This window comes from Burkholderia sp. FW306-1C-G01B, assembly GCF_058781685.1.
Map to the genome: position 1 here is coordinate 108,963 of NZ_JBYSWZ010000005.1, position 24,002 is coordinate 132,964.

The 24,002-nt window shown below is 66.4% G+C and carries 24 protein-coding genes and 3 pseudogenes; 12 read left to right on the plus strand and 15 right to left on the minus strand.

Going from position 1 to position 24,002, the window contains the following annotated elements; all coding sequences use genetic code 11:
* Positions 1-27: 27 nt before the first annotated feature.
* Entirely contained in the window at positions 28-432 is a 405-nt protein-coding gene (locus AC3WLY_RS12110) for a lysozyme inhibitor LprI family protein (protein ID WP_492308333.1), read from the minus strand.
* A 342-nt stretch (positions 433-774) separates the two neighbouring features.
* Here AC3WLY_RS12110 and AC3WLY_RS12115 point away from each other — a divergent pair, with 342 nt between their 5' ends.
* From AC3WLY_RS12115 to AC3WLY_RS12125, 3 genes are read left to right on the plus strand one after another with little or no spacing between them, the layout of a single operon-like run.
* Entirely contained in the window at positions 775-1,377 is a 603-nt protein-coding gene (locus tag AC3WLY_RS12115; protein ID WP_492308332.1) for a DUF1326 domain-containing protein, read from the plus strand.
* A gap of 23 nt (positions 1,378-1,400) precedes the next feature.
* Positions 1,401-2,189, plus strand: coding sequence for a DUF2182 domain-containing protein (locus tag AC3WLY_RS12120; RefSeq protein ID WP_492308331.1), 789 nt, complete (start codon positions 1,401-1,403; stop codon positions 2,187-2,189).
* 8 nt (positions 2,190-2,197) lie between these two features.
* Positions 2,198-3,091, plus strand: coding sequence for a DMT family transporter (locus AC3WLY_RS12125; protein ID WP_492308330.1), 894 nt, complete (start codon positions 2,198-2,200; stop codon positions 3,089-3,091).
* Between the two features lie 131 nt (positions 3,092-3,222).
* Here AC3WLY_RS12125 and AC3WLY_RS12130 read toward each other — a convergent pair whose 3' ends face one another.
* From AC3WLY_RS12130 to AC3WLY_RS12155, 6 genes and pseudogenes are all read right to left on the minus strand, one after another.
* Positions 3,223-3,552 (minus strand): DUF4148 domain-containing protein, encoded by a 330-nt coding sequence (locus AC3WLY_RS12130; RefSeq protein ID WP_034179562.1) that lies wholly within the window; start codon positions 3,550-3,552, stop codon positions 3,223-3,225.
* Positions 3,553-3,776: 224 nt separating this feature from the next.
* Positions 3,777-3,980, minus strand: a pseudogene (locus AC3WLY_RS12135) (PilZ domain-containing protein); the annotation flags it as partial.
* Positions 3,981-4,004: 24 nt separating this feature from the next.
* Entirely contained in the window at positions 4,005-6,584 is a 2,580-nt protein-coding gene (locus AC3WLY_RS12140) for a penicillin-binding protein 1A (protein ID WP_492308329.1), read from the minus strand.
* A gap of 174 nt (positions 6,585-6,758) precedes the next feature.
* Positions 6,759-7,766 carry a trans-3-hydroxy-L-proline dehydratase gene (gene lhpH / locus AC3WLY_RS12145; protein ID WP_492308328.1) on the minus strand — a complete coding sequence of 336 codons (1,008 nt, stop codon included), beginning with the start codon at positions 7,764-7,766 and terminating at the stop codon, positions 6,759-6,761.
* Positions 7,767-7,830: 64 nt separating this feature from the next.
* The gene (locus AC3WLY_RS12150) at positions 7,831-8,952 is read right to left on the minus strand and encodes a branched-chain amino acid ABC transporter substrate-binding protein (protein WP_310139973.1); all 1,122 of its coding nucleotides are present in this window, start codon (positions 8,950-8,952) and stop codon (positions 7,831-7,833) included.
* A 121-nt stretch (positions 8,953-9,073) separates the two neighbouring features.
* The gene (locus tag AC3WLY_RS12155; protein ID WP_492308327.1) at positions 9,074-9,811 is read right to left on the minus strand and encodes a FadR/GntR family transcriptional regulator; all 738 of its coding nucleotides are present in this window, start codon (positions 9,809-9,811) and stop codon (positions 9,074-9,076) included.
* Positions 9,812-10,076: 265 nt separating this feature from the next.
* On the opposite strand from AC3WLY_RS12155, the gene lhpI reads away from it, so the two are divergent.
* The 3 genes from lhpI (at position 10,077) to AC3WLY_RS12170 (ending at position 12,392) form a co-directional block, all read left to right on the plus strand.
* A complete protein-coding gene (gene lhpI, locus AC3WLY_RS12160) occupies positions 10,077-11,012 on the plus strand; it encodes a bifunctional Delta(1)-pyrroline-2-carboxylate/Delta(1)-piperideine-2-carboxylate reductase (RefSeq protein ID WP_492308326.1) in 936 nt (311 codons plus the stop codon).
* A gap of 179 nt (positions 11,013-11,191) precedes the next feature.
* Positions 11,192-11,596: a response regulator transcription factor gene (locus AC3WLY_RS12165; RefSeq protein WP_175959087.1), complete on the plus strand. Its 405-nt coding sequence runs from the start codon at positions 11,192-11,194 to the stop codon at positions 11,594-11,596.
* A 16-nt stretch (positions 11,597-11,612) separates the two neighbouring features.
* Positions 11,613-12,392: a helix-turn-helix domain-containing protein gene (locus tag AC3WLY_RS12170; RefSeq protein ID WP_175959086.1), complete on the plus strand. Its 780-nt coding sequence runs from the start codon at positions 11,613-11,615 to the stop codon at positions 12,390-12,392.
* A 57-nt stretch (positions 12,393-12,449) separates the two neighbouring features.
* On the opposite strand, the gene AC3WLY_RS12175 is transcribed toward AC3WLY_RS12170, so the two are convergent.
* From AC3WLY_RS12175 to AC3WLY_RS12200, 6 genes are all read right to left on the minus strand, one after another.
* Positions 12,450-12,800 carry a metal ABC transporter ATPase gene (locus tag AC3WLY_RS12175; protein WP_492308377.1) on the minus strand — a complete coding sequence of 117 codons (351 nt, stop codon included), beginning with the start codon at positions 12,798-12,800 and terminating at the stop codon, positions 12,450-12,452.
* Positions 12,801-12,955: 155 nt separating this feature from the next.
* Complete coding sequence (locus AC3WLY_RS12180; protein WP_034179571.1) at positions 12,956-13,195, minus strand: hypothetical protein; 240 nt, start codon at positions 13,193-13,195, stop codon at positions 12,956-12,958.
* Between the two features lie 16 nt (positions 13,196-13,211).
* Entirely contained in the window at positions 13,212-13,502 is a 291-nt protein-coding gene (locus AC3WLY_RS12185; RefSeq protein ID WP_072436760.1) for a DUF1488 family protein, read from the minus strand.
* 131 nt (positions 13,503-13,633) lie between these two features.
* Positions 13,634-14,032, minus strand: a complete 399-nt coding sequence (locus tag AC3WLY_RS12190; protein WP_072436759.1) for a DUF488 domain-containing protein — start codon at positions 14,030-14,032, stop codon at positions 13,634-13,636.
* 162 nt (positions 14,033-14,194) lie between these two features.
* Entirely contained in the window at positions 14,195-15,397 is a 1,203-nt protein-coding gene (locus AC3WLY_RS12195) for an amino acid aminotransferase (protein WP_175959085.1), read from the minus strand.
* Between the two features lie 46 nt (positions 15,398-15,443).
* The gene (locus AC3WLY_RS12200) at positions 15,444-16,829 is read right to left on the minus strand and encodes an amino acid permease (RefSeq protein WP_175959084.1); all 1,386 of its coding nucleotides are present in this window, start codon (positions 16,827-16,829) and stop codon (positions 15,444-15,446) included.
* Between the two features lie 319 nt (positions 16,830-17,148).
* Between AC3WLY_RS12200 and AC3WLY_RS12205 the strand changes: the two genes are divergently transcribed.
* A complete protein-coding gene (locus AC3WLY_RS12205; protein ID WP_034179576.1) occupies positions 17,149-17,622 on the plus strand; it encodes an Lrp/AsnC family transcriptional regulator in 474 nt (157 codons plus the stop codon).
* Positions 17,623-17,741: 119 nt separating this feature from the next.
* Positions 17,742-17,864 (plus strand): annotated as a pseudogene (locus tag AC3WLY_RS12210) (IS5/IS1182 family transposase); the annotation flags it as partial.
* Between the two features lie 144 nt (positions 17,865-18,008).
* On the opposite strand, the gene AC3WLY_RS12215 reads toward AC3WLY_RS12210, so the two are convergent.
* Positions 18,009-18,485 (minus strand): MaoC family dehydratase, encoded by a 477-nt coding sequence (locus AC3WLY_RS12215; RefSeq protein ID WP_492308325.1) that lies wholly within the window; start codon positions 18,483-18,485, stop codon positions 18,009-18,011.
* Positions 18,486-19,108: 623 nt separating this feature from the next.
* On the opposite strand from AC3WLY_RS12215, the gene AC3WLY_RS12220 reads away from it, so the two are divergent.
* The 3 genes and pseudogenes from AC3WLY_RS12220 to AC3WLY_RS12230 all read left to right on the plus strand — a co-directional run bounded on the left by AC3WLY_RS12220 (position 19,109) and on the right by AC3WLY_RS12230 (position 20,917).
* Positions 19,109-19,867 (plus strand): hypothetical protein, encoded by a 759-nt coding sequence (locus AC3WLY_RS12220; RefSeq protein WP_492308324.1) that lies wholly within the window; start codon positions 19,109-19,111, stop codon positions 19,865-19,867.
* 80 nt (positions 19,868-19,947) lie between these two features.
* A pseudogene (locus AC3WLY_RS12225) lies at positions 19,948-20,247 on the plus strand (hypothetical protein); the annotation flags it as partial.
* Positions 20,248-20,581: 334 nt separating this feature from the next.
* Positions 20,582-20,917 carry a hypothetical protein gene (locus AC3WLY_RS12230; protein ID WP_175959081.1) on the plus strand — a complete coding sequence of 112 codons (336 nt, stop codon included), beginning with the start codon at positions 20,582-20,584 and terminating at the stop codon, positions 20,915-20,917.
* A gap of 69 nt (positions 20,918-20,986) precedes the next feature.
* Here the strand turns inward: AC3WLY_RS12230 and AC3WLY_RS12235 are convergent, their stop codons facing one another.
* A complete protein-coding gene (locus AC3WLY_RS12235; protein WP_175959080.1) occupies positions 20,987-21,898 on the minus strand; it encodes an EamA family transporter in 912 nt (303 codons plus the stop codon).
* A gap of 348 nt (positions 21,899-22,246) precedes the next feature.
* Between AC3WLY_RS12235 and AC3WLY_RS12240 the strand changes: the two genes are divergently transcribed.
* The gene (locus AC3WLY_RS12240; protein WP_492308323.1) at positions 22,247-23,920 is read left to right on the plus strand and encodes a phospholipase C; all 1,674 of its coding nucleotides are present in this window, start codon (positions 22,247-22,249) and stop codon (positions 23,918-23,920) included.
* Positions 23,921-24,002 lie beyond the last annotated feature (82 nt).

Below are 24,002 nucleotides of genomic sequence, written 5' to 3' on the forward strand. Positions count from 1 at the left end.
CCGCACCGGTCGAGCCGGTGCGTGACTTTACATGGCGGGCACCGGGCACGCGAGATCGCCTTCCTCGCAGGACAGATAGGCCTTCAGCGTTTCCGTACGCGCTTTCGTCAGATCGTCGAGGCAGGTCGATACGACCATCGGATATACACTACCGCCCTCGGCGTTCGCGCTGGAGAAACTGCACTCGGCATCGCGGTACGCGATCCACGCGCGCTGCGCATTCACGAGTTTGTCGGCAAGCGGCCGTGCATCGCGCAGGCGCGCGGTGACGGACTGGTAGGTCCGGTTCAAATCCCCGTCGGATTTCTTGTACGCGCGATCGGCACACGCCGTCATCGTCGCCTGATCCGTTGCGTCCGCACAATTCGCCTGTGCATGGGCGACGTTCGCCGCGAGTGCCAGCGAGCACAGCAGACCGGTCAAGACACGCATGGATGCTCCTTGTTGTTCGTTGAAGTCGTGGAAGCCGGTGCGGAGCCTGACGCCCCTGCCGCGCCTCGGCGCGCGGCGACACCGTCCGCGATGCTAGCGCACGCGCGTCCGCTTGTCAGCCGGCATCATACTCGCGCGTCGGCTTGCATATCATCCACGCGCACCTACACTGGAAAAATTGATACGCCGCTTCAGGCCAGCGCTATCGCGTCCATCCCGTCCCGCTTCCGCGCATTTCTCAGCGCATTTCGCGTTCGTGCCGCCGAGCGGGCCTGACGTTTCGTCAGCCGGTTTCCTCTGCCTTGCGCAACGCGCGATCGCCGTCGCTCTCTGGAGGAAATCATGAGCTATCACCTGGAAGGCCGTCTGCTCGAGGTCTGCAACTGTCGCGTACTGTGCCCGTGCTGGATCGGCGAGGATCCGGATTTCGGCGTGTGCGACACCATCGTCGCCTGGCATGTCGACAAGGGCACGGTCGACGGCGTCGACGTCGGCGGCAACACGATCGCCGCGGTGTGCCGCGTGCCGGGCAATATCCTGGAAGGCAACTGGACGGCTGCGATCTACGTCAGCGACACGGCGTCCGACGAGCAGGAGCAGGCGCTGCTCAAGGTCTACACGGGACAGGCCGGCGGCCCGATCGCCGAACTCGCGAAACTGATCGGCAAGGTCGTGTCGATCGAGCGCGCACCGATCCGGTTCGACGTCGAAGGCGCGCGCGGCACGCTGTCGATCGGCACCGACTATCACGCGGAACTCGAGCCGTACCTGGGCCCGAGCGGCGCGCAGACGACGCTGACCGACACCGTGTTCTCGACCGTGCCCGGCGCCCCCGTGTTCGTCGGCAAGGCGCCCGTCTACCGGTCGAAGAATGCGGCGATCGGCATCGACATCGATCTGAAGAATCACAACGCGTTGCAGAGCACGTTCCTGTTCGACGCGTGAATCGCGATCGCACGGAAACGGCCATGGCAGCGTCGCTGCACCGGCGCCTGTTTCCGCTCGTGCTCGCAAGCCTCGTTGGATTCGCGTGGGTCACGTTGTGGGCGTGGACGCGCAGTCCGTACGGGCGTTATCTCGAGCACGGCGACGGTGCCGCCCCCGAACCGTTCAGCGCACTTTGTCGCGCGCTGCCGGGCGGCGCGCTATGGCTGCCGGCCGTGCTCGACGCGGCCGCCTGGACGCTGATGATCCTTGCGATGATGCTGCCGACCACGCTGGCGCTGTTCGATGCGTTCGCGCGCGTCGTCGCGAACCGCCCCGATCAGGCGCGCCTGCTCGCGCTCGTCGGCGTCGGCTACGTCGTCGTGTGGAGCGGATTCGGCCTCGTCGCGCACGGGCTGCATGCACTGGTGCTGACGGGCGTCGCGCATGTGCCGGCGCTCGCGTGGCGCGGCTGGCTGATCGGCGCGGCCGTGTTTGCGCTCGCCGGTGCATTTCAGTTCAGTTGGCTGAAGGAACACTGCCTGGACCGGTGCCGCACCCCTTTCAGTTTCGTGATCAGCCGCTGGCGCGGCCGCACGCCGTTGCGCAACGCATTTGCGCTGGGCGCAAGCCACGGGCTCTTCTGCGTCGGGTGCTGCTGGGCGCTGATGCTGCTGATGTTCGTCGTCGGCGCCGGCAGTCTCGGCTGGATGCTGTCGCTCGCCGCGCTGATGGCCATCGAAAAGAATGCGGCGTGGGGACGGCAGCTCACGGCGCCGCTCGGCGCCGCGCTGTTCGGCGCGGCCATGCTGATCGTCGCGAACCACGCGTGAGGCCCGCGATGCGCCCGCCCGCCTCCGCATTCGCGCTGCACGTACGGCCGGGCGTGCGGGTCGCCGCGCTGACGTCCGTCGCGATGCTCGCATTCGCGTCGAATTCGCTGCTGTGCCGGCTCGCGCTGCAGGCCGGGCGGATCGACGCGGCCAGCTTCGGCAGCCTGCGCCTCGTGTCGGGCGCGCTGATGCTCGCGATCGTTGCCCGCGCGGGTGCGCGACGGCCCGCCCCGCCCGCGGACTGGCCCGCGGCGGCGATGCTGTTCGCCTATGTCGCGTGCTTCTCGTTCGCGTACCTGACCGTCAGTGCCGCAACCGGCGCGCTGATCCTGTTCGGCGCCGTGCAACTGACGATGTTCGCGGCGGGATGGCGCGCCGGCGAACGGTTCGCCCCGGCGGGCTGGGCCGGGTTCGGCGTCGCGCTCGGCGGGCTGCTGTATCTCGTGTCGCCGGGGCTCGCGGCGCCGACGCCGCAAGGCGCCGCGCTGATGACCGTCGCCGGCATTGCATGGGGCATCTATTCGATACGCGGCCGCAAGCCCGCCGATCCGGTCGCGGCGACCGCCGGCAACTTCCTGCGTGCCGCACCGCTGGCGCTCGCGTTGAGCGTCGCGCTCGCCCCCCGCATGCGCGTGACGCCGGCCGGCGTCGCGCTTGCCGTGCTTTCCGGTGCGCTCACCTCGGGCCTCGGCTACGTCGTCTGGTATGCCGCGCTGCGGCACCTCACGGCCATGCGCGCCGCGGCAATCCAGTTGTCCGTGCCGCCGATCGCCGCGTGCGGCGCCGTGCTGTTCCTGTCCGAACAGCCGACCTGGCGGCTCGCGCTCGCATCGGCCGCCATCCTCGGTGGCGTCGCGGCGGTGCTCGCGACCCGTGCTCGCAAGGCAGGCACCGCGCCGTAATGCCAGGCAGGCGCACCGCGCTCGCCCCGGCGGCTCATTCGGGCATGCGGAAACGAAAAACCCGTACACGGATACCGTGCACGGGTTTCGGGGGAACCGCAAACCGGGTGCCGTTGCGGGCGCCGGCCCGCTTAGTGGCCGAAGTACACCGACGAACGATCGGCGGCGGCCGGCACGACCACGCGTTGGCCCGACTGCGACGTCGCGGCGGCATTCGCGCCGTAGCCCGTTGCGTCAGCTTGCGCGCCGGTGTTCTGCGCTGCGGCGATCTTTGCCTGTGCGGCCTGGATGTTTTCCGGGTAGTTCACCCAGTCGTTCGGGTTGTAGCCGGCCTTTTCCAGCTGGACCAGCTCGGCGCGCACTTGCGCGCGCGTCAGCGGCTGCTGGTTCGATTGGGCAAACGAGACGACCGGTGCGGCCACCAGGGCGGCCAGTGCAACTGCCTTGATCAGCGATTTCATGATGCGTTACCTCCAGGATTGTTTTGTCAGGCGCTTCGGACTCGGGGTCGTTGCGCATGGGTAGAAGTCTAGGAGGCGCGACTATCAGGGTAAATACTTAAATCGCAAATTCACTGTTGACGGAAACCGTACAATTTCGCCGGAATAGCCACAATCATCAGATGATTGTCGACATTCATGCGCCGAATGCTGCGATACAGCATCTGGCGCGCGCGGCCCACGCGTCAGCGCGATGGGCCAATGTCCGCCGAGGCCATCAGCCTGTCGAACAGCAGTGCCTTGAGGCGGACCAGATCGTCGGCGCCGGTCTCGCCGAACGCCGCGTGATGCAGCGTCAGTGCCGGCGCCGCCGGATCGGCATGCACGGCCCGCACCGTGCCGTCGAGCGCCAGTTGCTCGACGCGGTCGCCCGCCGCGTACGGCAGCATCGCTGCGAAATCTGAACGGCTTCGTTACTGCGAGGCGCCCGTCGCGTCGGGAGCGACCGGCGCGGGCGGCTGGGTCGGCGTGGCGGCCGGCGCAGCACCGATGCCCGCACTGCCGTCGCTCGTCGTACTTGCGCCCACTGCCGGCGGCTGCGCTGTCTGCGGTTGCGATGCGCCTGGCGATAATGCAGCGGCCGATGCGGCCACTTCGGACGCCGGTATCCATTCCTCGACGATGCCGCCGGACGCCGCTTCGGGCGCCGATGCCGCCGACGCGGCCGATGCCGCGCCTTCGTCGGCCTCCGATGAAGGCTCCATGCGCTGCGTCCTGACCGGTGCGGGCGCCTTCGTCGGCTCGGGCCTGAACCACGTGTCGAACAGATCCGTCGCACGCTCGCGCAGCGACGCGAACCAGCCGGGCGACGGCTCGGTATCGAATTTCGCCTTCGTGTCGACGATCCGGGCGCGCTGCGCGCGCTGAAAGAAATCGCCGACGATCGGCAGCGCACTGTGCGCGCCCTGCCCCCAGTAATCGCTGCGCAGCGTCACGCGGCCGTCGTCGAAACCGACCCACGCACCGGCGACGAGGCCGGGCTGCATCAGGATGAACCAGCCATCCGCGTTGTCCTGCGTCGTGCCCGTCTTGCCGGCTACATCGCCGCGAATGCCGAAGCGCGTGCGGATGCTGCCGCCCGTGCCGCGCGTCACGACATCGCGCATCACGTCGAGCAGCGTCTTGTCGGTTTCGGCGTCGAGCGCGCGCTCGGGCGGCGCCGGCGCGTACTCGGCGAGCACGTCGCCCTGGCGGTTCTCGATGCGCGTCACCATCTGCGGCTCGACGTAGAGGCCGCCGTTCGCGATCGTCGCGTACGACGCGACCATCTCCTTCAGCGTGACCGGGCTCGTGCCGAGCGCGAGCGACGGCACGCGTTCGAGCGGGCTTTCGCGCACGCCCATGTCGCGCGCGAGCCGCGCGACCGCCGTGGGCCCGACCTTCTCCATCACCTGCGCGGTGATCCGGTTGCGCGACAGCGCGACCGCGTCGCGCAGCGTCATCGGTTTGCCCGTCGGCGGCACGTCGTCGTTCGGCCGCCAGATCTCGCCGCCCTTCAGCGGGATCTCGACCGGCTGGTCGATGAACGTGTCGTCCGGCTTCATCCCGCCCGCGAACGCAGCGCCATAGACGAACGGCTTGAACGTCGAGCCCGGCTGGCGCCGTGCCTGCGCGACGTGGTCGAACGGCTCGTTGGTAAAGTCGCGGCTGCCGACCCATGCGCGGATCTGCCCGTCGCGCGGATCGATCGCGAGGAAGCCGGCCTGCACGTCGGTCTTCGTCTTGCACAGCGCGCGCATGAAGCCGCGGTCGGCCGCGAGCAGCTTCATCGCGGCCGCGTCGTCCTTGCCGGTGTCCTGCGCGGCCTTGTACTCGGGCGACTCGCGCATGAAGGTGCGGAACACCTCGTTGTCGGTGCCGCAGCCGTCGCGGCCGCTCCACGCGTTGTTCGCGATGCCCTGCAACTGATTACCCTGCAGCGTGAGCGCCTGCGTCGCCATCTGCTGCAGCCGCGAATCGATCGTCGTGCGCACGATCAATCCGTCCGAGTAGATGTTGTAGTCGTTGCGGTCGGCCCACGCGATCAGCCATTTGCGCAATTGCTGCGCGAAATGCGGCGCCGGCCCCGGCGGCTCCTTCTGGCGCTCGAAGTCGATGCGCAGCGGCCTGCGCTGCAACTGCGCGAACTGCGCCGCCGACAGCTTGCCGTACTTCACCATCTGGCCGAGCACCGTGTTGCGCCGCTGCAGCGCACGCTCAGGGTTCAGCACCGGGTTGTAGTAGCTGTTGCCCTTCAGCATTCCGACGAGCGTCGCGCTGTCGAGCACGTCGAGTTCGTCGGCCGACTTGTCGAAATAGGTGCGCGCGGCCATCTCGACGCCGTACGCGTTGTACAGGAACGGCACCGTGTTCAGGTAGGTCTCGAGAATCTGGTCCTTGCTGTAGACGGCCTCGATCTTCAGCGCGGTGATGGCTTCCTTCACCTTGCGCGTGAGCGTCGGCGCGCGGCCGATCTCGTCCGGATACAGGTTGCGCGCGAGCTGCTGCGTGATCGTCGAGCCGCCCTGGCGGCTGCCCGAGAACGTATGAAGCGCGGCCGATGCGGTGCGTTTCCAGTCGAGGCCGTGATGCTCGTAGAAGCGATGATCCTCGGTCGCGATCAGCGCGTCGACCATGTGCGGAGAGATCTGCTTGAGCGGCACCCACTCGCGGTTCGACGGCTTGAATTCGGCCAGCAGCTTGCCGTCGGCGGACAGCACCTGTGCGGGCTGGTCGACGCGCGCCTTGCGGATGTCGCCGATGCCCGGCGTGAACGGGATCAGCACGATCACGTACAGCACGAACAGCACCGGCACGCCGGCGGCCGTGAGCAGTACGCCGCGGCGCGTGGGACGACGGAGATGCTGCCACGCGACGGCGGCGAGAGGCTTGACCCTCGCGACGGCGGCAGCCGCGACGGGTTGGGCGCGCGCAACCCAGCTGGCACAGAAGTCACGCACTGACGACACGTTTCGGCGATTCACGCGGGTGGAGCTCGGCTGAAAAGGGTGCATCGTACCAAAACTCGCGCGGCCCGCCGGCCGTGGCGGCCTTGCGCCGGCGCGCACCGCACGGCTTCGCGACCGGTCGCACGCAAAAAAGGCGCGTGCCCCCGCAACGGGAACGACGCGCCAGGCCTGGTACGACAACCGGGTAGCCGCGCGACGGCGGCCGATCTGTACCGCTGCTCAGCGCACGAGAAAGCCGTAGGTCAGCGGATCGCGCTCGTCGACGATCCAGTTCGCGAAACCGCAGATATGCGCGCTGCCCTCCACTTCCGGGATCACGGCCGGAATGTCGCCGACCGTCGTCTCGCGCAGCACGCGCCCCTTGAAGATCGTGCCGACGATCGATTCGTTGACGAGCGTGTCGCCGGCCGCGAGCAGCCCGCGCTGGTACAGCTGCGCGACGCGCCCGCCGGTGCCGGAGCCGGTCGGCGAGCGGTCGACCTCGCGATCCGCGAACACGCAGCAGTTCGCCTGCGTCGAGCCCGGATGGCGCGGCGCGTTCGCGATGATCGTGCCGTAGATATGGTTGATTTCCGGAATCTCCGGATGCATGACCGGGTACTTCGCGTTCGCGGCGGCCTTCACTTCCGCACCGAAGCGGATCAGTTTTTCCACCGCCGATTCGCGCACCGGCAGGTCGAACGGCGCGCCGTCGACGTAGAAATAGAACGCGCCGCCATATGCGATGTCGCCGGTCACGGTGCCGAACGACGGCGTATCGACCGACACGTCGCGCCGCCAGATGAACGACGGCACGTTGACGAAGCGCACGGGCCCCGCATGCTCGCCGTCCCACCTGGCGAAGGCCTCGATGAAGCCGCACGGCGCGTCGATGCCGACCCGCGTTTCCGGCATCGTGCGCTGCACCCAGCCGAGCTCGACCGCGGCGGTCGACAGCGCGATCACACCGTGCCCGCAATGGTCGCTGTAGCCTTCGTTGTGCACGAAGATCACGCCGAAATCGGCGTTCGGCGACACGGGCTCGGTCAGGTAGCCGCCGTACATGTCGGCGTGGCCGCGCGGTTCGAACATCAGCGCGCGGCGGACCTCGTCGGCGTTCTCCTTGAGCCATGCGCGGCGCTGGACGATCGTGTCGCCCGGCAGGCGAGGCAGCCCGCTCGTGACGATGCGGAACGCTTCGCCGCCCGTATGGACTTCGACGGTGGAAAGGGATCGGGAAATTTTCATGTTCGGTCGAATGCATTGAAACGAAGGACGGCGGCCGGGCCGCCGTCCGATGGCAGGCTGGCCGTTACTTCGCGTACGGCTCGGGCAGGCCGTTGCGGATCACGTAGACGGACGTCGGCGCGCCCTTCAGGTCGCCGTTCGCGTCGAACGAATAGGTGCCCGCGACGCCCGCATAGTTCGACTTCGCGAGCTGCGCGATCAGCTTCGCCTTGTCGGTGGTCGTGCCGGCCTTGACCATCGCGTCGGCGAGCAGCTTCACGCCGTCGTAGTAGTTGACGCCGTAGACCTGCGTGTCCGTGTGATAGGCGTCGTGGTACTTCTTCAGGAATTCGCGCCCGGCCGGCGTCTTCTCGAGCGCGACGCCGCCCTGCGCGCAGTAGACGATCGATGCCGCATCGCCAGCCACCTTGCCCATGTCGGCCGAGCAGATGCCGTCGCCGCCGAGCAGCTTGGCGCGCAGCCCGCGCTGCTTCATCTGCTTGGCCATCGGCGCGCCCTGCGCCGCATAGCCGCCGAAGAAGATCACGTCGGGGTTGCCGGCCTTGATCTTGGTGAGAATGCCGAAGAAATCGGTGGCCGACGAACTCGTGTATTCCTGGTCGACGATCCTGATCCCGTTCGCCTTCGCGACGTTCATGAACTGCTCGGCGACGCCCTGCCCGTACGCGGTGCGATCATCGACGACGGCCGCGGTTTTCGCATTCAGCGTCTTCGCGGCGAACGTGGCCATCGTGCCGCCGAGCTGCTCGTCGCTCGCGCCGATCCGGAAGATGTTCTTGAAGCCCTGCTTCGTGAGTGCCGGATTCGACGCAACCGGCAGGATCGGCACGCCCGCATTCGAGTACACGCGCGATGCCGGGATCGCGACGCCCGAGTTGTACGGCCCGAGCACCGCGACGACGCCCTTGTCGACGAGGTTCTGCGCGACCTGCACGCCGGCCTTCGGGTCGGCCTGGTCGTCGTCTGAAATCAGCTTGAAGGTGACGGTCTTGCCGCCAACCTTCACGCCAGCCTTGTTGAGTTCGTCGATGGCAAGACGCGCGCCGTTTTCGTTGTCCTTGCCGTTCGCGGCCTGCGGGCCCGTCAACGGCGCCGAATGACCGATCATCACGACTTCCTGCGCGTGCGCGGAAGTCAGCGCGCCGGCGGCAACGGCCACCGAGAGCGCGGTAACGAGGTGTCGCATGATGTCTCCTGATTGGTTTTGTGTGAAACCAATGTAGGACACGCGTGGTCACATCGCAAGCAATTTCAAAATAATTTTCGCGATTCTGGTCATATTTCAGACCAGAACGAAACCGTGCGCATCACTTCGGCGCGATGTCGCGCCGCACGCGGCGGATATGCTGCTCGACATAGAACGCAGCCGCATCGGCATCGCCGGACACGATCGCCTCGTAGATCAGCCGGTGTTCGGACACGTAGAGCCGGATCCGGCCCGCGTCGTAGATGCCGTCGTCCTTCAGCCGCTTCCATAGCGGCTGGTCCATCGTCTTCGCGACCTCGTCCGCGATCTTCACGATCAGCGGATCGCCGGTCATCAGCGCGAGCTGCCGGTGGAACAGCCGGTCGCTCTCGTTCCACAGCGCGCGCTGGTGCGGATCGTCGACGTCGGTGATGGTTTCCATCTGCGCGAGATAGCGCTCGGCGCCCGGATCGGCGCGGCCGTGCGAGGCAGCGAGGCGCGCGATCGCGGGTTCCAGGATCAGCCGCACGTCGAGCGTCGACGTCGGGCTGAAGTCGGCTTCGGACGCCGCACGCGTGTCGCCGCGTTCCGCGAGCACGTCGAGCGGCGACGCGACGACGTAGGTGCCCGAATTGCGCTTCGTGAACACCAGCCCTTCATTCTGCAGCGCGCCGAGCGCCTCGCGCACGGCCGGCCGGCCGACCTGGAACAGCACCGCCAGTTCGCGCTCGGACGGCAGCCGCGATTCGGCCGCGTAGCGCCCCGCGCGAATCTCGTCGCGGATCTTCTCGGCGACCTGCTCGTAGATCTGCAGCGGCCTGAAACCGCCTTCGAGTGATTCGGGACGCGCGGACATCATCGTATGGCTCCTGCCCGGTCGCGGGCGTGGACTTGGAATGGGTTCGCACTATACCGGAGCGGCGCCGGCATCGAGACCACGGCGACCCTTCTGGACAGATATTAGAACCAAAACCGGCGCTTCGGTTTATTTTACGGGTTGCCGGTGCGACGGAAAGTGGTATAGATTCGATCCACACTGCCACCGTGTCACGGTATCCGGCAGCCCCTTGGCGGGCGCGTCATGCGCCCGTCGCCCACGCTCACCGACACCTGCGACGTACACGATGACCGCCCTTTCCCGGATTCCCGTTTTCGATGCGGCCGACACAGCCGCGCTGCTCGACTACCCGGCGCTGCTCGCCACGCTCAGGCAGGCCGTCGCCGAGTACGCGGCGGGCGAGATCGTCAGCCCCGAACGCCTGGTCGTGCCGCTGCAGGCCGGCGGCGTGATGCTGTCGATGCCGTCGAGCGCGCGCGACCTTGCCACCCACAAGCTCGTGAACGTATGCCCCGGCAACGGCGCGCGCGGGCTGCCGACGATCCTCGGCCAGGTGACCGCGTACGACGCGACCACCGGCGAGATGCGCTTCGCGCTCGACGGCCCGACGGTCACCGGCCGCCGCACGGCGGCCGTCACCGCGCTCGGCATCGACGCGCTGCATGGCGCCGCGCCGCGCGACATCCTGCTGATCGGCACGGGCAAGCAGGCGGCCAATCACGCGGAAGCGCTCGCGGCGATCTTTCCCGACGCGCGCCTTCACGTGCGTGGCACCAGCGCCGACAGCACGGCCGCCTTCTGCGCCGCGCACCGCGCGCAGGCGCCGCGGCTCGCACCGCTCGACGGCAACGCGATTCCCGATGCGATCGACGTCGTCGTCACGCTGACGACGAGCCGCACGCCCGTCTACCGCGAAGCCGCGCGCGAAGGCCGGCTCGTGGTCGGCGTCGGCGCGTTCACCGCGGATGCGGCCGAGATCGATGCGAACACGGTGCGCGGCAGCCGGCTCGTCGTCGACGATCCGGCCGGCGCGCGTCACGAGGCCGGCGACCTGATCGTCGCGCAGGTCGACTGGCAGCAGGTCGCGTCGCTCGCCGACGTGCTGAGCGGCGCGTTCGCCGTCGGCGGACCGCTGCTGTTCAAGAGCGTCGGCTGCGCCGCGTGGGATCTCGCCGCGTGCCGCACCGCACGCGATGCGCTGGACGCGCGCCTGGCCGGCTGACCCGGCAGCGAAGCCCACCGGCCGCGCGCGCGGCGCCGGTGCGGCGTTGCAACATCCGGAGCGCTCTGACACTTTTCCGCACGCGTTGTAGGAAACGCCCTACAACGCGTCGAAGCGGCCTACACCAACTTCCAATTCGGCCGATTTCATTTCCGGCGGCGCAACACGATACTGCCGGCATGAATGCCAGCTTGTCGCCCGCCCCGCTCAGGGTGTTTCTCGTCGATCACGCCGTTGCCGTCCGGCAGCGGATCGCGCTGCTCGTCGGCGCGATTCGCGGTGTCGCCGTCGTGGGCGAAGCGGAAGACGGCCAGCACGCGTTGACGCAGATCCGCGGCAGCCGGGCGGACGTCGTGATCGTCGACCTGCGGCTCGCGGACGGCAGCGGCCTCGACCTGATCGGGATGCTGTCGAAGGCCGCGCCGCGCATCGTCACGATCGTGCTGACGAATCATTCGGCGCCGGCATTCAGAGAGGCATGCGCGACGGCCGGAGCCGACTACTTCTTCGACAAGACCGTCGAATTCGACGCCGCGTGCCGTGTCATCGAATCCCTGGTGCACGCTCGCGTGCACCACCCCTGACAAGCCGGAGCGACTCATGTCCACCGCCACCGCCTGCCCCGCCGACGTACCCGTCGCGCCCCGGCCGACGACTCCGCTTCGTGCGGTCACGCGCGCCGACGCCGCCAAACATCCCGCCGCACGCTGCTCGGCCTGCGCGATGCGCTCGATGTGCCTGCCGCCGCAACTGACGGCCGCCGAATACGGCCGGCTCGACGCGATCATCTGCACGACCCGGCAGGTTCGCCAGGGCGACGCGCTGTTCCGCACCGACGATCCATTCCAGAGCATCTATGCGGTGCGCGCGGGTTCGGTCAAGACGGTGATGATGCATCGCGACGGCCGCGAACACGTGACGGGCTTCCAGATCGCCGGCGACACGCTCGGGATGGACGGCATCGGCAGCGGCCAGCACTGCTGCGACGCGATCGCGCTCGAAGACAGCGTCGTGTGCGTCATCCCGTTCGGTGCGCTCGAAGCGGCGTGCCGCGAGATCAAGCCGATGCAGCACTTCCTCTATCAGATGCTGAGCAGCGAGATCGCGCGGAAATCGAGCCAGATGCTGCTGCTCGGCACGATGTCGGCCGAACAGCGCGTCGCGCATTTCCTGCTGAACCTGTCGTCGCGCTTCGAGGCGCGCGGCTATTCGGCGACCGAATTCAACCTGCGGATGACGCGCGAGGAAATCGGCTGTTATCTCGGGATGAAGCTGGAAACGGTCAGCCGGATGTTCTCGCGGTTCCATCGCGATGCGCTGGTCGAAACGCGCGGCAAGCGCGTGCGCATCATCGACGCGCAAGCGCTCGCGCGGGTCTGACTCGGGTCGGACTGACGTACGCGCCGGCATCGTCCGCGCGGCGTCGCGCGCCATGCGTCACCGAGCCGTGCCATCGGTCGCCGCGTCGCGCAGCATCACCCTGCCGCCGTCCGCCTGCCACGCGATCAACGCCTGTTCGGCCTGAGCGAACGCGCGGTGCAGCGCATCGTCCACGTCATCGCCGCTGCACGGCGGCAGCGGCCTGAGCGCCTCGTCGTGAAACACCAGGTCGAGCCGCACGTCGTATGTGCGCGCACCGTCGGCCGCCACGCGCGATTCGATTGCGAGGTGACAGCCGTCGATCAGCGCGCGAAACCGTTCGAGCCGCACCAGTTGCGCGCCGGCTTCGGCTTCGATCGCGGCCGAACCCGTGAATCCGAGGCAGGCGATCTGCATGCCCACGCCCATGTCGTTTCTCCTGACGGGGCCGCCCGCTCGTCGACCGCCTGCATGCACCGCCCGCGCCGAAAGGCGGCGGTGCGTATTTCCCGTAGCGTGGCGCGAATTCTTCGATCGCTGGCCTGCCGATAAGTCTGTCCGCACCTCTGCCGGCGCGGCACCGTTCATACGTTGAATACCTGCGACGTCTTCATCTCGATCCACGTCATTCCGGCCCGCAGCCCTTCGATCATCGCCTCGCGCTCGGTCGGATACGCATGGCTGTGCTCGAACGTATGATGAAAGCGCGCGGCGCCGCTGCCGTGCTCGACCGACACGCGGCAGCGGAATTCCCCCGATTCGCACGGGCGCGTCTCGACTTCGACCGACCAGTCGCGTTCGTGAATGTTGCCCTGCAGAGTCATATGCCCTCCCGCGGTGTCAATCGCCGAGCCTGAAGTGGCCGCTGTGCAGCAGCACCGGCCGGCCGCCGATTTCCTCGAGCATCCGTCGTGCCATCGCTTCGATCGCCGGCCGGTGCGCGTCGAACGCGGCCAGCAGGTCGCGTTCGAGCAGCGACGGCGCGCCGAAATGGTCTTCCAGTGCCTCGGCCGTGACCGCGCACTGCACGCAACGTCCGTCGACCAGCGCCGAAAACGCGACAACCAGGTCGCGCGCGCAATATTCGGCCGGCTCGGGCGGGAAGGTAATGTGCATCTGTCCGCCTGTCATTGTCGTGATGACTCCATGACGAGAGCATAGTGGCGCGCGCGGCCGCCCGCTTGACCCACGTCAACCGGTTCGCTGCACCGCACGATCGCAGTGCGGTATCGTGCCGCCGCGTCGGTCCGATTCAGCTCGCTTCAGCCCGCATCGGGCTCGATCGCCGCGCCGCGCTCCGCGAGCAGCTCGCGCAGCACGCTGCGGTGGCAATGGCGCTCGTCGTCGCAGTAACAGCCGATCGAGAACGCGGTGGTCGCCGACAGCGCCGCCAGCAGGTCCAGCACCTTTGCCGGATCGCCATGCGCCATCTCCGCGCGGAAGTGGCGCTTGAACGCGTTCCATTCGGCGTCCGTTTCGGCCGCCTGCGCCTGCGCGACGAGCTCGGGGCTCGGCGACAGCGTCGGCAACCATACATCATAGTAGTTGCGCGACGCGAATTCCGCCTTCGGAACGCCGCGCGGCGGTCGCCGCACCGTCCCGATCCGCAGGCCCTCGCCGGCCGCGCGCGGCGTGCCGAGCTGGATGATCCGGATGCCCATGTCGCTCCTCTGTCCTGTGTCCGATTCCGTGATCGTACTGCCGCGCCTGGGCGCGCGTCAGCCGGGCAGCACGCATCGCGGCCGTGCAACAAAAAACCGGCTGCCTCCGCGACGGGAGACAGCCGGTTCGGCCGGCAGCGTTGCGCGCCGGGCGCGCGACGATCAGACGCCGCTCTTCAGCACCTTGCCGATTGCGTCGGCAACGATGCCGACGTTCGAGTCGTTCAGGCCCGCCACGCACATCCGGCCGGAACGCAGGATGTACACGCCGTGCACTTCGCGCAGCGCGTCGACCTGCGATTCGGTCAGGCCCGTGTACGTGAACATCCCCCGCTGCTTCACGTAGCGCGTGAGCGCTTCGCCGCTGACGTGGTCGCGCAGGCCGTCATGGATCGACTGGCGCATCCGCGCGATGCGGCGGCACATCGCCGACAGTTCCTCTTCCCACTGCTTGCGCAGCGCGGGCGTGTCGAGCACGGCCGCGACGACCTTCGCGCCGTAGGTTTGCGGGTTGCTGTAATTCGAGCGTACGGCGCCGGCCAGCTGGCCGAGCACGCGCTCGGCCGCGGCCGCATCCTCGCAGACGACGCTCAGGCCGCCCACGCGCTCGCCGTACAGCGAGAAGTTCTTCGAGAACGAGTTCGCGACCAGCGCCGGCACGCCGCGGCGGGCCAGCTCGCGCACCGCGAACGCATCCGCGTCGAGGCCCGCGCCGAAGCCCTGGTATGCCATGTCGACGAACGGCAGCAGGCCGCGCGCCTCGATCACGTCGATCAGCTTTTCCCACTGGCCTTCGTCGAGGTCGACGCCGGTCGGGTTATGGCAGCACGCGTGCAGCAGCACGATGCTGCGCGCCGGCAGCGCGTCGATCGCCGCGAGCATCGCGTCGAACTTCAGGCCGCCGGTCGCCTCGTCGTAGTACGGATACGTGTTCACCGTGAAGCCGGCGCGCTCGAAGATGAAGCGGTGGTTTTCCCAGCTCGGATCGCTGAGCCACACCTGCGCGTCCGGGAAGTAGCGCTTCAGGAAATCGGCGCCCACCTTCAGCGCGCCCGAGCCGCCGAGCGTCTGCAGGGTCGCGATGCGGCCGGCCGCGCGGGCCGGGTGATCGGCGCCGAACACGAGCGCCTGCACGGCGTCGCGATACGCGGCCAGGCCGACCATCGGCAGATACGGCTTAGGGCCGCTCTCGCGCTGCAGCGCGGTTTCGGCTTCGCGCACGGCGCCCATCACCGGAATCCGGCCCTCGGCATCGAAGTAGATGCCGATGCTCAGGTTGACCTTCCGGTCGCGCGGATCTTTCTGGAAGTTCTCGTTGAGCGTCAGGATCGGGTCGCCCGGGTACGCGTCGATGTGTTCGAACATGGCTTGAGTCGGTCTCGTTTGGAAGAATGGTCGGTGGTGGCCTGCGTCAGCCTGCGGACGCGCCGTCGCGCACCGCATAGCCTGCATCCTTCTGACGGAAGCGATACCCGATCGCGAGCACCGCGAGCCATACCGGGATCAGGTACACCGACAGGCGGAGATCGGGCGTCAGGTACATCACGACGAGAATGCCGGCCATGAATGCCAGGCACAGGTAATTCGTGAAAGGATAGCCCAGACTGCGGAAGGAAGTCTTCTCCCCGGCTGCGCGCTTGGCCTGGCGGAACTTCAGGTGGATCAGGCTGATCATCGCCCAGTTGATGATCAGCGCCGACACGACGAGGCCCATCAGCACCTCGAACGCCTTGCCCGGCATGAAGTAGTTGACCAGCACGCACGCGCCGGTGGCGAGCGCCGACGCGCCGAGCGCGGCGAGCGGAATGCCGCGCTTGTTCACCGAGCACAGCACCTTCGGCGCATTGCCCTGCTGCGCGAGGCCGAACAGCATCCGGCTGTTGCAGTACACGCCGCTGTTGTAGACCGACAGCGCGGCGGTCAGCACGACGACGTTCAGCACGTTCGCGACCAGGTTGCTGCTCAGCGCGTGGAAGATCAGCACGAACGGGCTGCCGCCGCTGACGACCTTCTCCCACGGATACAGCGACAGCAGCACGGCGAGCGCGCCGATGTAGAAAATCAGGATGCGGTAGATGACCTGGTTGGTCGCGCGAGGGATGCTGTGCTTCGGATCGTCGGCCTCGGCCGCCGTGATGCCGACGAGTTCGAGCCCGCCGAACGAGAACATGATCGCGGCCATCGACATCACGAGACCCGACACGCCGTTCGGGAAGAAGCCGCCGTGCTGCCACAGGTTCCTGACGCTGGCCTCCGGCCCGGCATTGCCGCTGGCGAGCAGCCAGCCGCCGAAGCCGATCATCCCGACGATCGCCGCGACCTTGATGATCGAGAACCAGAATTCCGTCTCGCCGTACGACTTCACGCTGGTCAGGTTGATCAGGTTGATGACGACGAAGAACACGAGCGCCGACACCCAGGTCGGCACGCCCGGCCACCAGTACTGCACGTAGATCCCGACGGCCGACAGTTCGGCCATGCTGACGAGGATGTACAGCACCCAGTAGTTCCAGCCCGACAGGAAGCCCGTGAAGTGGCCGAAATACTTGTTGGCGAAGTAGCTGAACGAACCTGCGACGGGCTCGTCGACGACCATCTCGCCGAGCTGGCGCATGATGAAGAACGCAACGATGCCGGCCACCGCATAGCCGAGCAGCACGGACGGGCCGGCCATCTTGATCGTCTGCGCGATGCCGAGGAACAGCCCCGTGCCCAGCGCGCCGCCGAGCGCGATCAGCTGGATGTGCCGGTTCTTCAGCCCGCGCTTCAGGCCGTCGCTCTCGTTTCCAGAAACCATGTCTTCTCCACTCTGTCCGCCTCCGCCTGAAGCGGTGCGGCGCGCCTCGGTGTGCCGGGCGCTGTTTTTGCTGTGTCGGCGGCGTTCGTGGAGCCGCCGGGTTGGGGACTGCAATCTTCGCGTGGCGGCGCCCGATTCGCGTCCGCGTGCCCGCCAGACCGGCCGCCGACTTGTCGCCCACGCCGCATTGCTGCGGCCACACACGAAAATCCGGCGTCAGTTTAGCGTCGCGACGGCGAAATCGGGTTTCGTAACCCGTTCATGCAAACCCTACATTATGAGATAAGATTGCATCCAGGAGACAAATGAGGAAATAAAAATGCCTGAACCGGTTCTCGACCGCATCGATCGCCACTTGCTTTCGATCCTGCAGGAGAACGGCCGTGCGTCGAACCTCGATCTGGCGAAGGCCGTCGGCCTGTCGCCCGCGCAGACATTGCGGCGCCACCGGCGGCTGGAAGAGATCGGCGCGATCCGCCGCTATGAAACCCGGCTCTGCCCCGACACGCTCGGCTTCGGCGTCACCGCGTTCGTGCACGTGACGATGGAGCGCGGGCATATCCGCGATCTGTCGAAATTCCAGAAACTGGTGTCCGATCTCGCGCAGATCCAGGAATGTTTCTCGGTGACGGGCGACATCGACTATGTGCTGAAGGTCGTGGCGCACGACCTGAAGGGGCTGTCGCAGTTCCTGCTCGAAACGCTGATGCGGATTCCCGGCGTGAGCGGCGTGCATTCTAGCGTGTGCCTGGACGAGATCAAGTGCACGAGCGCGATGCCGGTTGAAGCGTGACAGCCGGCGCGCCTGCCGGTCATTCGCAGACGGGCGCCGGCGAGATCGACAGCGGCGTTGCCGCCACGTGGCGATCGGTGTCGACATGGAATTCGCGCAACGTCAGACGGCCGTAAGTGACGGTCGGCCGGATTCGTCAGGCGATGTACCGTGGCCGCGAGCGGGTCGAGCAGTTGTTCCTTCTGACTCAGGCGGCCTACAACCTCACGCGCATGCGTACGCTCGCGGGCAGAACGGCGTAGAAGCACAAATCGGCGAGGAGACAGCATTGGTTTCACCTGAATTAAGGACGCTCGGCATCAAATCGGCACGAACCAAACCGACGCAGCAGTTCTTTGGAAAGGCATGCCGCGCATCCTCGAGGTGTATTTCAACAGCCTGCCAGATTAGCCAGTCGTTCGGAGTAGGTACTTGTGATGCCCCGATAGCACCAGTTCTCCGCGTTGATTGTGGACGGTGACTGCCGTGCTGACTTCACCGTGCTCGCCGTTGGGTTCAAGTGCGACAATTTCGAGTGCTGAGAAAAGCGTGTCGCCGGCGTGAACCTCTGCGTGAAACTTCGCCGACAATTCAGTGAATGCGACGAAAATTGCGCCAAAATTATGTGGCAAGAGTGTTGCCCCCGGCGCGGTGAAAGCCAGAATTTGAAGGCCATGGACGACCGGCGCCGAATGGCCGTAGCGCTTCGCGTAGACTTCGTCGTAGTGTATCGGATGGTTGTCGCAGGAGACCGTTTGAAACGCCGAAGCGTGAGCATCCGTCAGCGTACGGCTCGGTGCGCGGTAAATCTCGCCGACGCGCAGTTCCGAGAAAGTACGAGCCGGGACGATTTGCCAGTCGGTTGGGTCAAAGTTGAACGCCATGGATTTCTCCTCAAGTTTTGCATGAGTGCAGTTGTGGGTTCTGTACACCCGGCCGCTTAGGTATCACGTCCGACGCCGCTTTGGTGGCGTGGGAGCAAAATCGATCACGTGCGATTCGATGTGCACAGAGGAGTGAGTGGAAACAGAGTAAGACATCTTTTCATGGGTAGTCCTTGCCCGGCTCTGAAGGCTTCTAAATTTTGCTTAACAGATGAGATATCGAGCGTAGCCAGCAGCTTGGCTTGAGCTGGCTCGTCTGACTGTTCAAGCCGTCGAGTCGATTTGATCTGAATCAAAGACATGAGCCTGTCAGATTTTTAGTGTGCCGAGGTCATGAGACGGTCATTGAGGAAGATTGGAGCGTTCACGCGCCGCTTATAACAAATATTCCAATTGCATCGGAAAATAAAACGGCGAATCTCAAACTTATATAGCATTCCAATATCGGCGCAAGATTACTTCTTAACATTCGCTTGTGCGTGTCCTATGCTGACTGAGATCGAATGGAACGTGCCGTTCGTTCGATCATTTTTATTCCTTGACCGATATCGCATACTGCCGGCCTGCGCGCCTCGCGGTTCGTCGTCGATGCGATTCTTGAGCCATTCAGGAAGGAGCCGAACATGAACCGAACAACCCGGGCCGTGCTGTGGTGGCTGTGCCTTTTCATCGCGCCGCTCGTGCTGGCGACGATCGAACTGTTTCATCCTGCCGGATTCACGCATGACCCCGGCATGTTCGATTACCTGTCGAAGCCCGAATACGATCACAATCACGACGCGCTGGCGTATTTCGGCCCCGCCTGGTGGTTTGCGCTGCACATGATCCAGACGCCGTGCGTCGTGCTCGTCTGCATCGGGCTGTGGCTGCTCGTCGGCGACGATCCGGGTCCGGTCGCATGGCTCGCGCGCCTGTCGACCTTCGTTTTCCTGGTGGCCTACACGGTGCTCGACGCGGTCGGCGGCATCGGGCTCGGGCGCTTGCTGCAGATCGCATCGCAGATGACGCCCGACCAGCACACGGCCATCGAGACGCTGCTGAACAACTTCTGGGTCGACCGCTGGACGGGCGGTGTCGGGTCGTTCATCAGCCTGACCGGGTCCTGGGCCGCGTTTTTCGCGACGGCGTTCGTCGGGCTCGAACGTTGGCTGCGCCGGCGCACGCGGGCCGCCGTGGTGCTCGGCATCCTGCTCGCCGCAGCGGGATACCTGCTGCAGATCAGCCATGCGGCGATGACGGGCCCCGCCGCGTTCGCGTTGCTGACGATCACCGCGCTCGCGATGCATTTCCTCGAAAGGCGCGAAAACGCGAAAGCGCCGCAAGCCGCCGCCGCCCCGCTCGCCGCGCCGCCGGACACGCGCCAGCCCGAGCTGGGAGCGTGAGCGCAGCGGAACACGTCGCGGATTCTCAACCCTTTGTTGGCCAGGGTCGCGGCAACGCGAGGCGCGTCAGACTGTCCGCCATGGACACATGCCGTTATTGCCAGAGAATCCGTGACGAATGGGACTGCCACGGGGACGAATGCCGCCGGGCAATCGCGAAGGCGCTGCGCCGGCAGCGCGCGGGTCTGCCGATGGTGGCCGACCGCATCCGCAACGAACTCCCTTCCGGCGCCCCCACCCAGCAGGTGATCGCCGTGCTGTCGCGCCAGCGGCTGCGGGCGCGCCGCCCATCCCGATCCATTACAAAACGCACCTCGATCATTAGGGAATCACTAATTAATAGGCGACCCCGCGAGGCCGTCGGAGACGCTGATGCGGAACTGCCGGATGCCGAAGTGAAACGCCAAACGGCCGATGGCCGCACGTACGACGGCCGACTCGATCCAAGCGGAGAATTACCCCGCATCGATACCGGCAACAAGCCCGATGAGTACACGGTTTATTGGGGCGACGAAGCCATTGAAAAACAATACGAGAGTTGACTGATGCGACCCATGGAACAAGGATACCCTTCCGCCATCTACCGCTTCGTTCTGGCGGTTTCGCATAGGCGTGCCGAGCATGATTAACCCCACTTGATTACCTTCGGGGCCGACGCGGGAATTGGTATTCAGATCTGGCCGACTCGAAAGAAATCCTTTTCCGGGAAGTTAAATGAAACGACTGGCGGTTGCAGTTCCGGGGTTCCTATGGGGTTTGCTCATCACATGGGCGTCCCTTTACACGTTCAGCCGTATTCACTGGCCTGCTCCGCCGTCGCACTCGACCGGCTGCAACGACATGGAACACTGCGCTCCACACGCAGTATTCATCGTCGGCCTGTTCGCTCTGACCTTGTGGCCTTCGGTCGTCTTTGCCGCACTCAATGCCTTCGCTTACCGACGTTGGTCGTCGCGCAAGTGGGGTATCACGTTCATTGCAGCTACGCTATTTGTTGTTCTCTTTCATCTTGCGACCTACGCGCTCCCCGCGCCTGGTCTTTTCGGCTAGCCAGCTTTCGGATTTCGGTTCTGAAAATCAGCACCCAGCCATATACGCATTGCACATCCCGGGACGCCTTCACCGCACCGCCTCGAACGCACTGATCAGCAACGCCCCCGCCGCAATCACCGTACATCCCACAGCACGGCGCGGCGTCAGCCGCTCGCCGAGATACACGCGTGCGATCAGCGCCGCGAACACCACGCTCGTTTCGCGCAGCGCCGACACGGGGCCCATCGGCGCGCGTTCCATCGCCCAGATCACGATGCCGTACGCGAGCGCCGCGAACACGCCGCCGCACGCAGCCTTCGCCGTCTCGCCGACATCCTGCGTCAGCCGCAGCGGCCCCGCGCGCAGCCGGTAGTACGCGGCCATCATCACGCCCGTCAACACGAACATCCACGCGGTATAGCCGACCGTGCCGCCGCTTTCCCGCACGCCGATCCCGTCGACCACGCTATAGGCCGCGATCGACACGCCGGTCGCGAACGCGGTCGGCAGCACCTGCGTCATCCGGTGCTTCGCGCCACGCCCGCCCTCCAGCCCGATCGCCATGATGCCCGCGCAGATCAGCACGAGCCCGCCTTGCGCGCCGGCGTTCAGGTGCTCGCCCGCGAACGCCGCCGCGCCGAGCGTGACGAGCAGCGGCGCGGTGCCGCGCGCAACCGGGTATGCGACGGTCAGGTCGCCGTGCTCGTAGGCGCGTACCAGCAGCAACGTATAGACCACATGGATCACGGCCGATGCGACGACACAGAGCCAGCTCATGGGCGTGATCGGCGCGGCGGCAGGCAGGAACAGCAGCGCGAACAGCCCGATCGCGATCTGCAGCACCGTGGCCGACCGCAGCCGGTCGCCGCTGCTGCGGACGAGCGCATTCCATGACGCATGCAGGAACGCCGCACACAAAACTGCAAACAGAACGGGGATCGGCACGCTGAACTCTCGGTAACGGTCGGCAACATGAAATCGTCGCCGCAGGGCGTTCATCGTATGAATACGTCACACGATTGTCAAAAACGCGGTAACCACGGCATTACGCGCGAACCGGCCGACGGCACCCTCTCGCCCGCCTCGCACGGCATTCACGGCAACGGCCCCGCGCACCGCGAAATGTGTCGTCGAGGTTGCGCGCGGTCCGCCCCTTTCCGTTCTCTTTCGCACCGCGTTGCGCCGTAATGGAATCGATACCGCAGCGCAACCGTCGCGAAACCGCTCCGTCCCCATATCTTCATGCGCAACTGTTCCAATGCGCGTGCTCTCTCGCGAGCTCCGCGCCGAACCGACACGGCGACGGGGCCGCTCTCCACCATCGAAGGCCTTACCTGGAGTTTCCCGATGTTCCGTCAAGCCTTGCTCGTCACCGCCTGCGCAGCCGCAGCGCTTGCGCTGTTCGCCTGCGGCGGCAGCGACGATCCGACGTCGACGCCCGCGGTGTCGTCGCAGGATGCGCTGCAGACCGCCACGCCAATCAAGCATGTCGTCGTGATCTACGGTGAAAATATCTCGTTCGACCACTACTTCGGCACCTACCCGAACGCGACGAACCCGTCGGGCGAACCGGCGTTCACCGCGAAGCCCGGCACGCCGACGCCGAACGGTCTGACGGGCACGCTGCTGACCGCGAACCCGAACTTCACGAACACGGCCAACGGCACCGGCGCGGCGAACCCGTTCCGCCTCGACCGCACGCAGGCCGCGACCGCCGACCAGAACCACGCGTACACGGCCGAACAGCTGGCCGAGGACAACGGCCTCGCCGACCTGTTCCCGAAATACACCGGCAAGGGCTCGTCCGGCGGCGCCGGCGCGTTCGGCACGAAGGGCCAGGTGATGGGCTACTTCGACGGCAACACCGTGACCGCGCTGTGGAACTACGCGCAGCGCTTCGCGATGAGCGACAACGCATACACGACGGTCTACGGCCCGTCGACACCGGGCGCGCTGAACGTCGTGTCGGGGCAGACCAACGGGATGCAGATCGTGAAGACGTCGAAGCAGCCTTCGACGCTCGCAGCCACTTCGTACTACATCAACGACGGCCAGGGCGGCTTCACGATGATCAACGACGTCGACCCCGGCTTCGACGTGTGCTCGAGCACGACCGACCAGGCGATGATGACCGGCAAGAACATCGGCGACCTGCTGAACGGCGCGAAGATCACGTGGGGCGGCTTCATGGGCGGCTTCAACCTGTCGACGACCAACGGCAACGGCACGACGGGCTGCAGCCGCAGCACGGTCGCCACCGCCGTGAACGCCGCGACGGCCGACTACATCCCGCACCACAACTGGTTCCAGTACTACGCGTCGACGTCGAACCCGCAGCACACGCGCCCGAGCTCGATCGCGGCGATCGGTTCGAGCGTCCAGACCGACGGCAAGACAGCGGAACCCGCGAACCACCAGTACGACAGCGACGACTTCTTCGCGGCCGTGAAAGCCGGCAACTTCCCGTCGGTCAGCTTCCTGAAGGCGCCGGCCGCGCAGGATGCGCACGCGGGCTACTCGGATCCGCTCGACGAGCAGGCGTTCGTGACGAAGGTCGTCAACTTCCTGCAGCAGCAGCCGGACTGGCAGAACACGGCCGTGATCGTCACCTATGACGACTCGGACGGCTGGTACGACCACGCGTACACGGCGCCGACCCGTTCGTCGTCCGACGCCGTCGACCAGGTCAACGGCAACGGCAAGTGCGGCACGGGCGGCACCACCGGCGTGAACGGCGGCACCGTGAACGGCCGCTGCGGCCCGGGCGTGCGCATTCCGCTGATCGTGATCTCGCCGTACGCGAAGCAGAACTACGTCGACCACACGATGCTCGACCAGGCATCGGTCGTGCGCTTCATCGAGGACAACTGGCTCGGCGGCCAGCGCATCGGCGGCGGCTCGTTCGATGCGACGGCGGGCGACCTGCGCGGGCTGTTCGACTTCACGTCGAAGCCGAACACGACGCCGCTGTACCTCGACCCGACGCTCGGCACGGCATTGAGCGCGGCACCGTCGATCTGATCGGCTTCCGTTGACCGCAGGCCGGCGCATCACGCGCCGGCCGTTTCCATTTAACGCGCCGCTTCGCGCGGCGCCCGATTTC

What these genes read in the sequence shown, in the direction of transcription:
- AC3WLY_RS12110 (WP_492308333.1), bottom strand. Translation starts at nt 432, where the DNA reads ATGCGTGTCTTGACCGGTCTGCTGTGCTCGCTGGCACTCGCGGCGAAC.
- AC3WLY_RS12115 (WP_492308332.1), top strand. Translation starts at nt 775, where the DNA reads ATGAGCTATCACCTGGAAGGCCGTCTGCTCGAGGTCTGCAACTGTCGC.
- AC3WLY_RS12120 (WP_492308331.1), top strand. Translation starts at nt 1,401, where the DNA reads ATGGCAGCGTCGCTGCACCGGCGCCTGTTTCCGCTCGTGCTCGCAAGC.
- AC3WLY_RS12125 (WP_492308330.1), top strand. Translation starts at nt 2,198, where the DNA reads ATGCGCCCGCCCGCCTCCGCATTCGCGCTGCACGTACGGCCGGGCGTG.
- AC3WLY_RS12130 (WP_034179562.1), bottom strand. Translation starts at nt 3,552, where the DNA reads ATGAAATCGCTGATCAAGGCAGTTGCACTGGCCGCCCTGGTGGCCGCA.
- AC3WLY_RS12140 (WP_492308329.1), bottom strand. Translation starts at nt 6,584, where the DNA reads ATGCACCCTTTTCAGCCGAGCTCCACCCGCGTGAATCGCCGAAACGTG.
- lhpH (WP_492308328.1), bottom strand. Translation starts at nt 7,766, where the DNA reads ATGAAAATTTCCCGATCCCTTTCCACCGTCGAAGTCCATACGGGCGGC.
- AC3WLY_RS12150 (WP_310139973.1), bottom strand. Translation starts at nt 8,952, where the DNA reads ATGCGACACCTCGTTACCGCGCTCTCGGTGGCCGTTGCCGCCGGCGCG.
- AC3WLY_RS12155 (WP_492308327.1), bottom strand. Translation starts at nt 9,811, where the DNA reads ATGATGTCCGCGCGTCCCGAATCACTCGAAGGCGGTTTCAGGCCGCTG.
- lhpI (WP_492308326.1), top strand. Translation starts at nt 10,077, where the DNA reads ATGACCGCCCTTTCCCGGATTCCCGTTTTCGATGCGGCCGACACAGCC.
- AC3WLY_RS12165 (WP_175959087.1), top strand. Translation starts at nt 11,192, where the DNA reads ATGAATGCCAGCTTGTCGCCCGCCCCGCTCAGGGTGTTTCTCGTCGAT.
- AC3WLY_RS12170 (WP_175959086.1), top strand. Translation starts at nt 11,613, where the DNA reads ATGTCCACCGCCACCGCCTGCCCCGCCGACGTACCCGTCGCGCCCCGG.
- AC3WLY_RS12175 (WP_492308377.1), bottom strand. Translation starts at nt 12,800, where the DNA reads ATGGGCGTGGGCATGCAGATCGCCTGCCTCGGATTCACGGGTTCGGCC.
- AC3WLY_RS12180 (WP_034179571.1), bottom strand. Translation starts at nt 13,195, where the DNA reads ATGACTCTGCAGGGCAACATTCACGAACGCGACTGGTCGGTCGAAGTC.
- AC3WLY_RS12185 (WP_072436760.1), bottom strand. Translation starts at nt 13,502, where the DNA reads ATGACAGGCGGACAGATGCACATTACCTTCCCGCCCGAGCCGGCCGAA.
- AC3WLY_RS12190 (WP_072436759.1), bottom strand. Translation starts at nt 14,032, where the DNA reads ATGGGCATCCGGATCATCCAGCTCGGCACGCCGCGCGCGGCCGGCGAG.
- AC3WLY_RS12195 (WP_175959085.1), bottom strand. Translation starts at nt 15,397, where the DNA reads ATGTTCGAACACATCGACGCGTACCCGGGCGACCCGATCCTGACGCTC.
- AC3WLY_RS12200 (WP_175959084.1), bottom strand. Translation starts at nt 16,829, where the DNA reads ATGGTTTCTGGAAACGAGAGCGACGGCCTGAAGCGCGGGCTGAAGAAC.
- AC3WLY_RS12205 (WP_034179576.1), top strand. Translation starts at nt 17,149, where the DNA reads ATGCCTGAACCGGTTCTCGACCGCATCGATCGCCACTTGCTTTCGATC.
- AC3WLY_RS12215 (WP_492308325.1), bottom strand. Translation starts at nt 18,485, where the DNA reads ATGGCGTTCAACTTTGACCCAACCGACTGGCAAATCGTCCCGGCTCGT.
- AC3WLY_RS12220 (WP_492308324.1), top strand. Translation starts at nt 19,109, where the DNA reads ATGAACCGAACAACCCGGGCCGTGCTGTGGTGGCTGTGCCTTTTCATC.
- AC3WLY_RS12230 (WP_175959081.1), top strand. Translation starts at nt 20,582, where the DNA reads ATGAAACGACTGGCGGTTGCAGTTCCGGGGTTCCTATGGGGTTTGCTC.
- AC3WLY_RS12235 (WP_175959080.1), bottom strand. Translation starts at nt 21,898, where the DNA reads ATGAACGCCCTGCGGCGACGATTTCATGTTGCCGACCGTTACCGAGAG.
- AC3WLY_RS12240 (WP_492308323.1), top strand. Translation starts at nt 22,247, where the DNA reads ATGTTCCGTCAAGCCTTGCTCGTCACCGCCTGCGCAGCCGCAGCGCTT.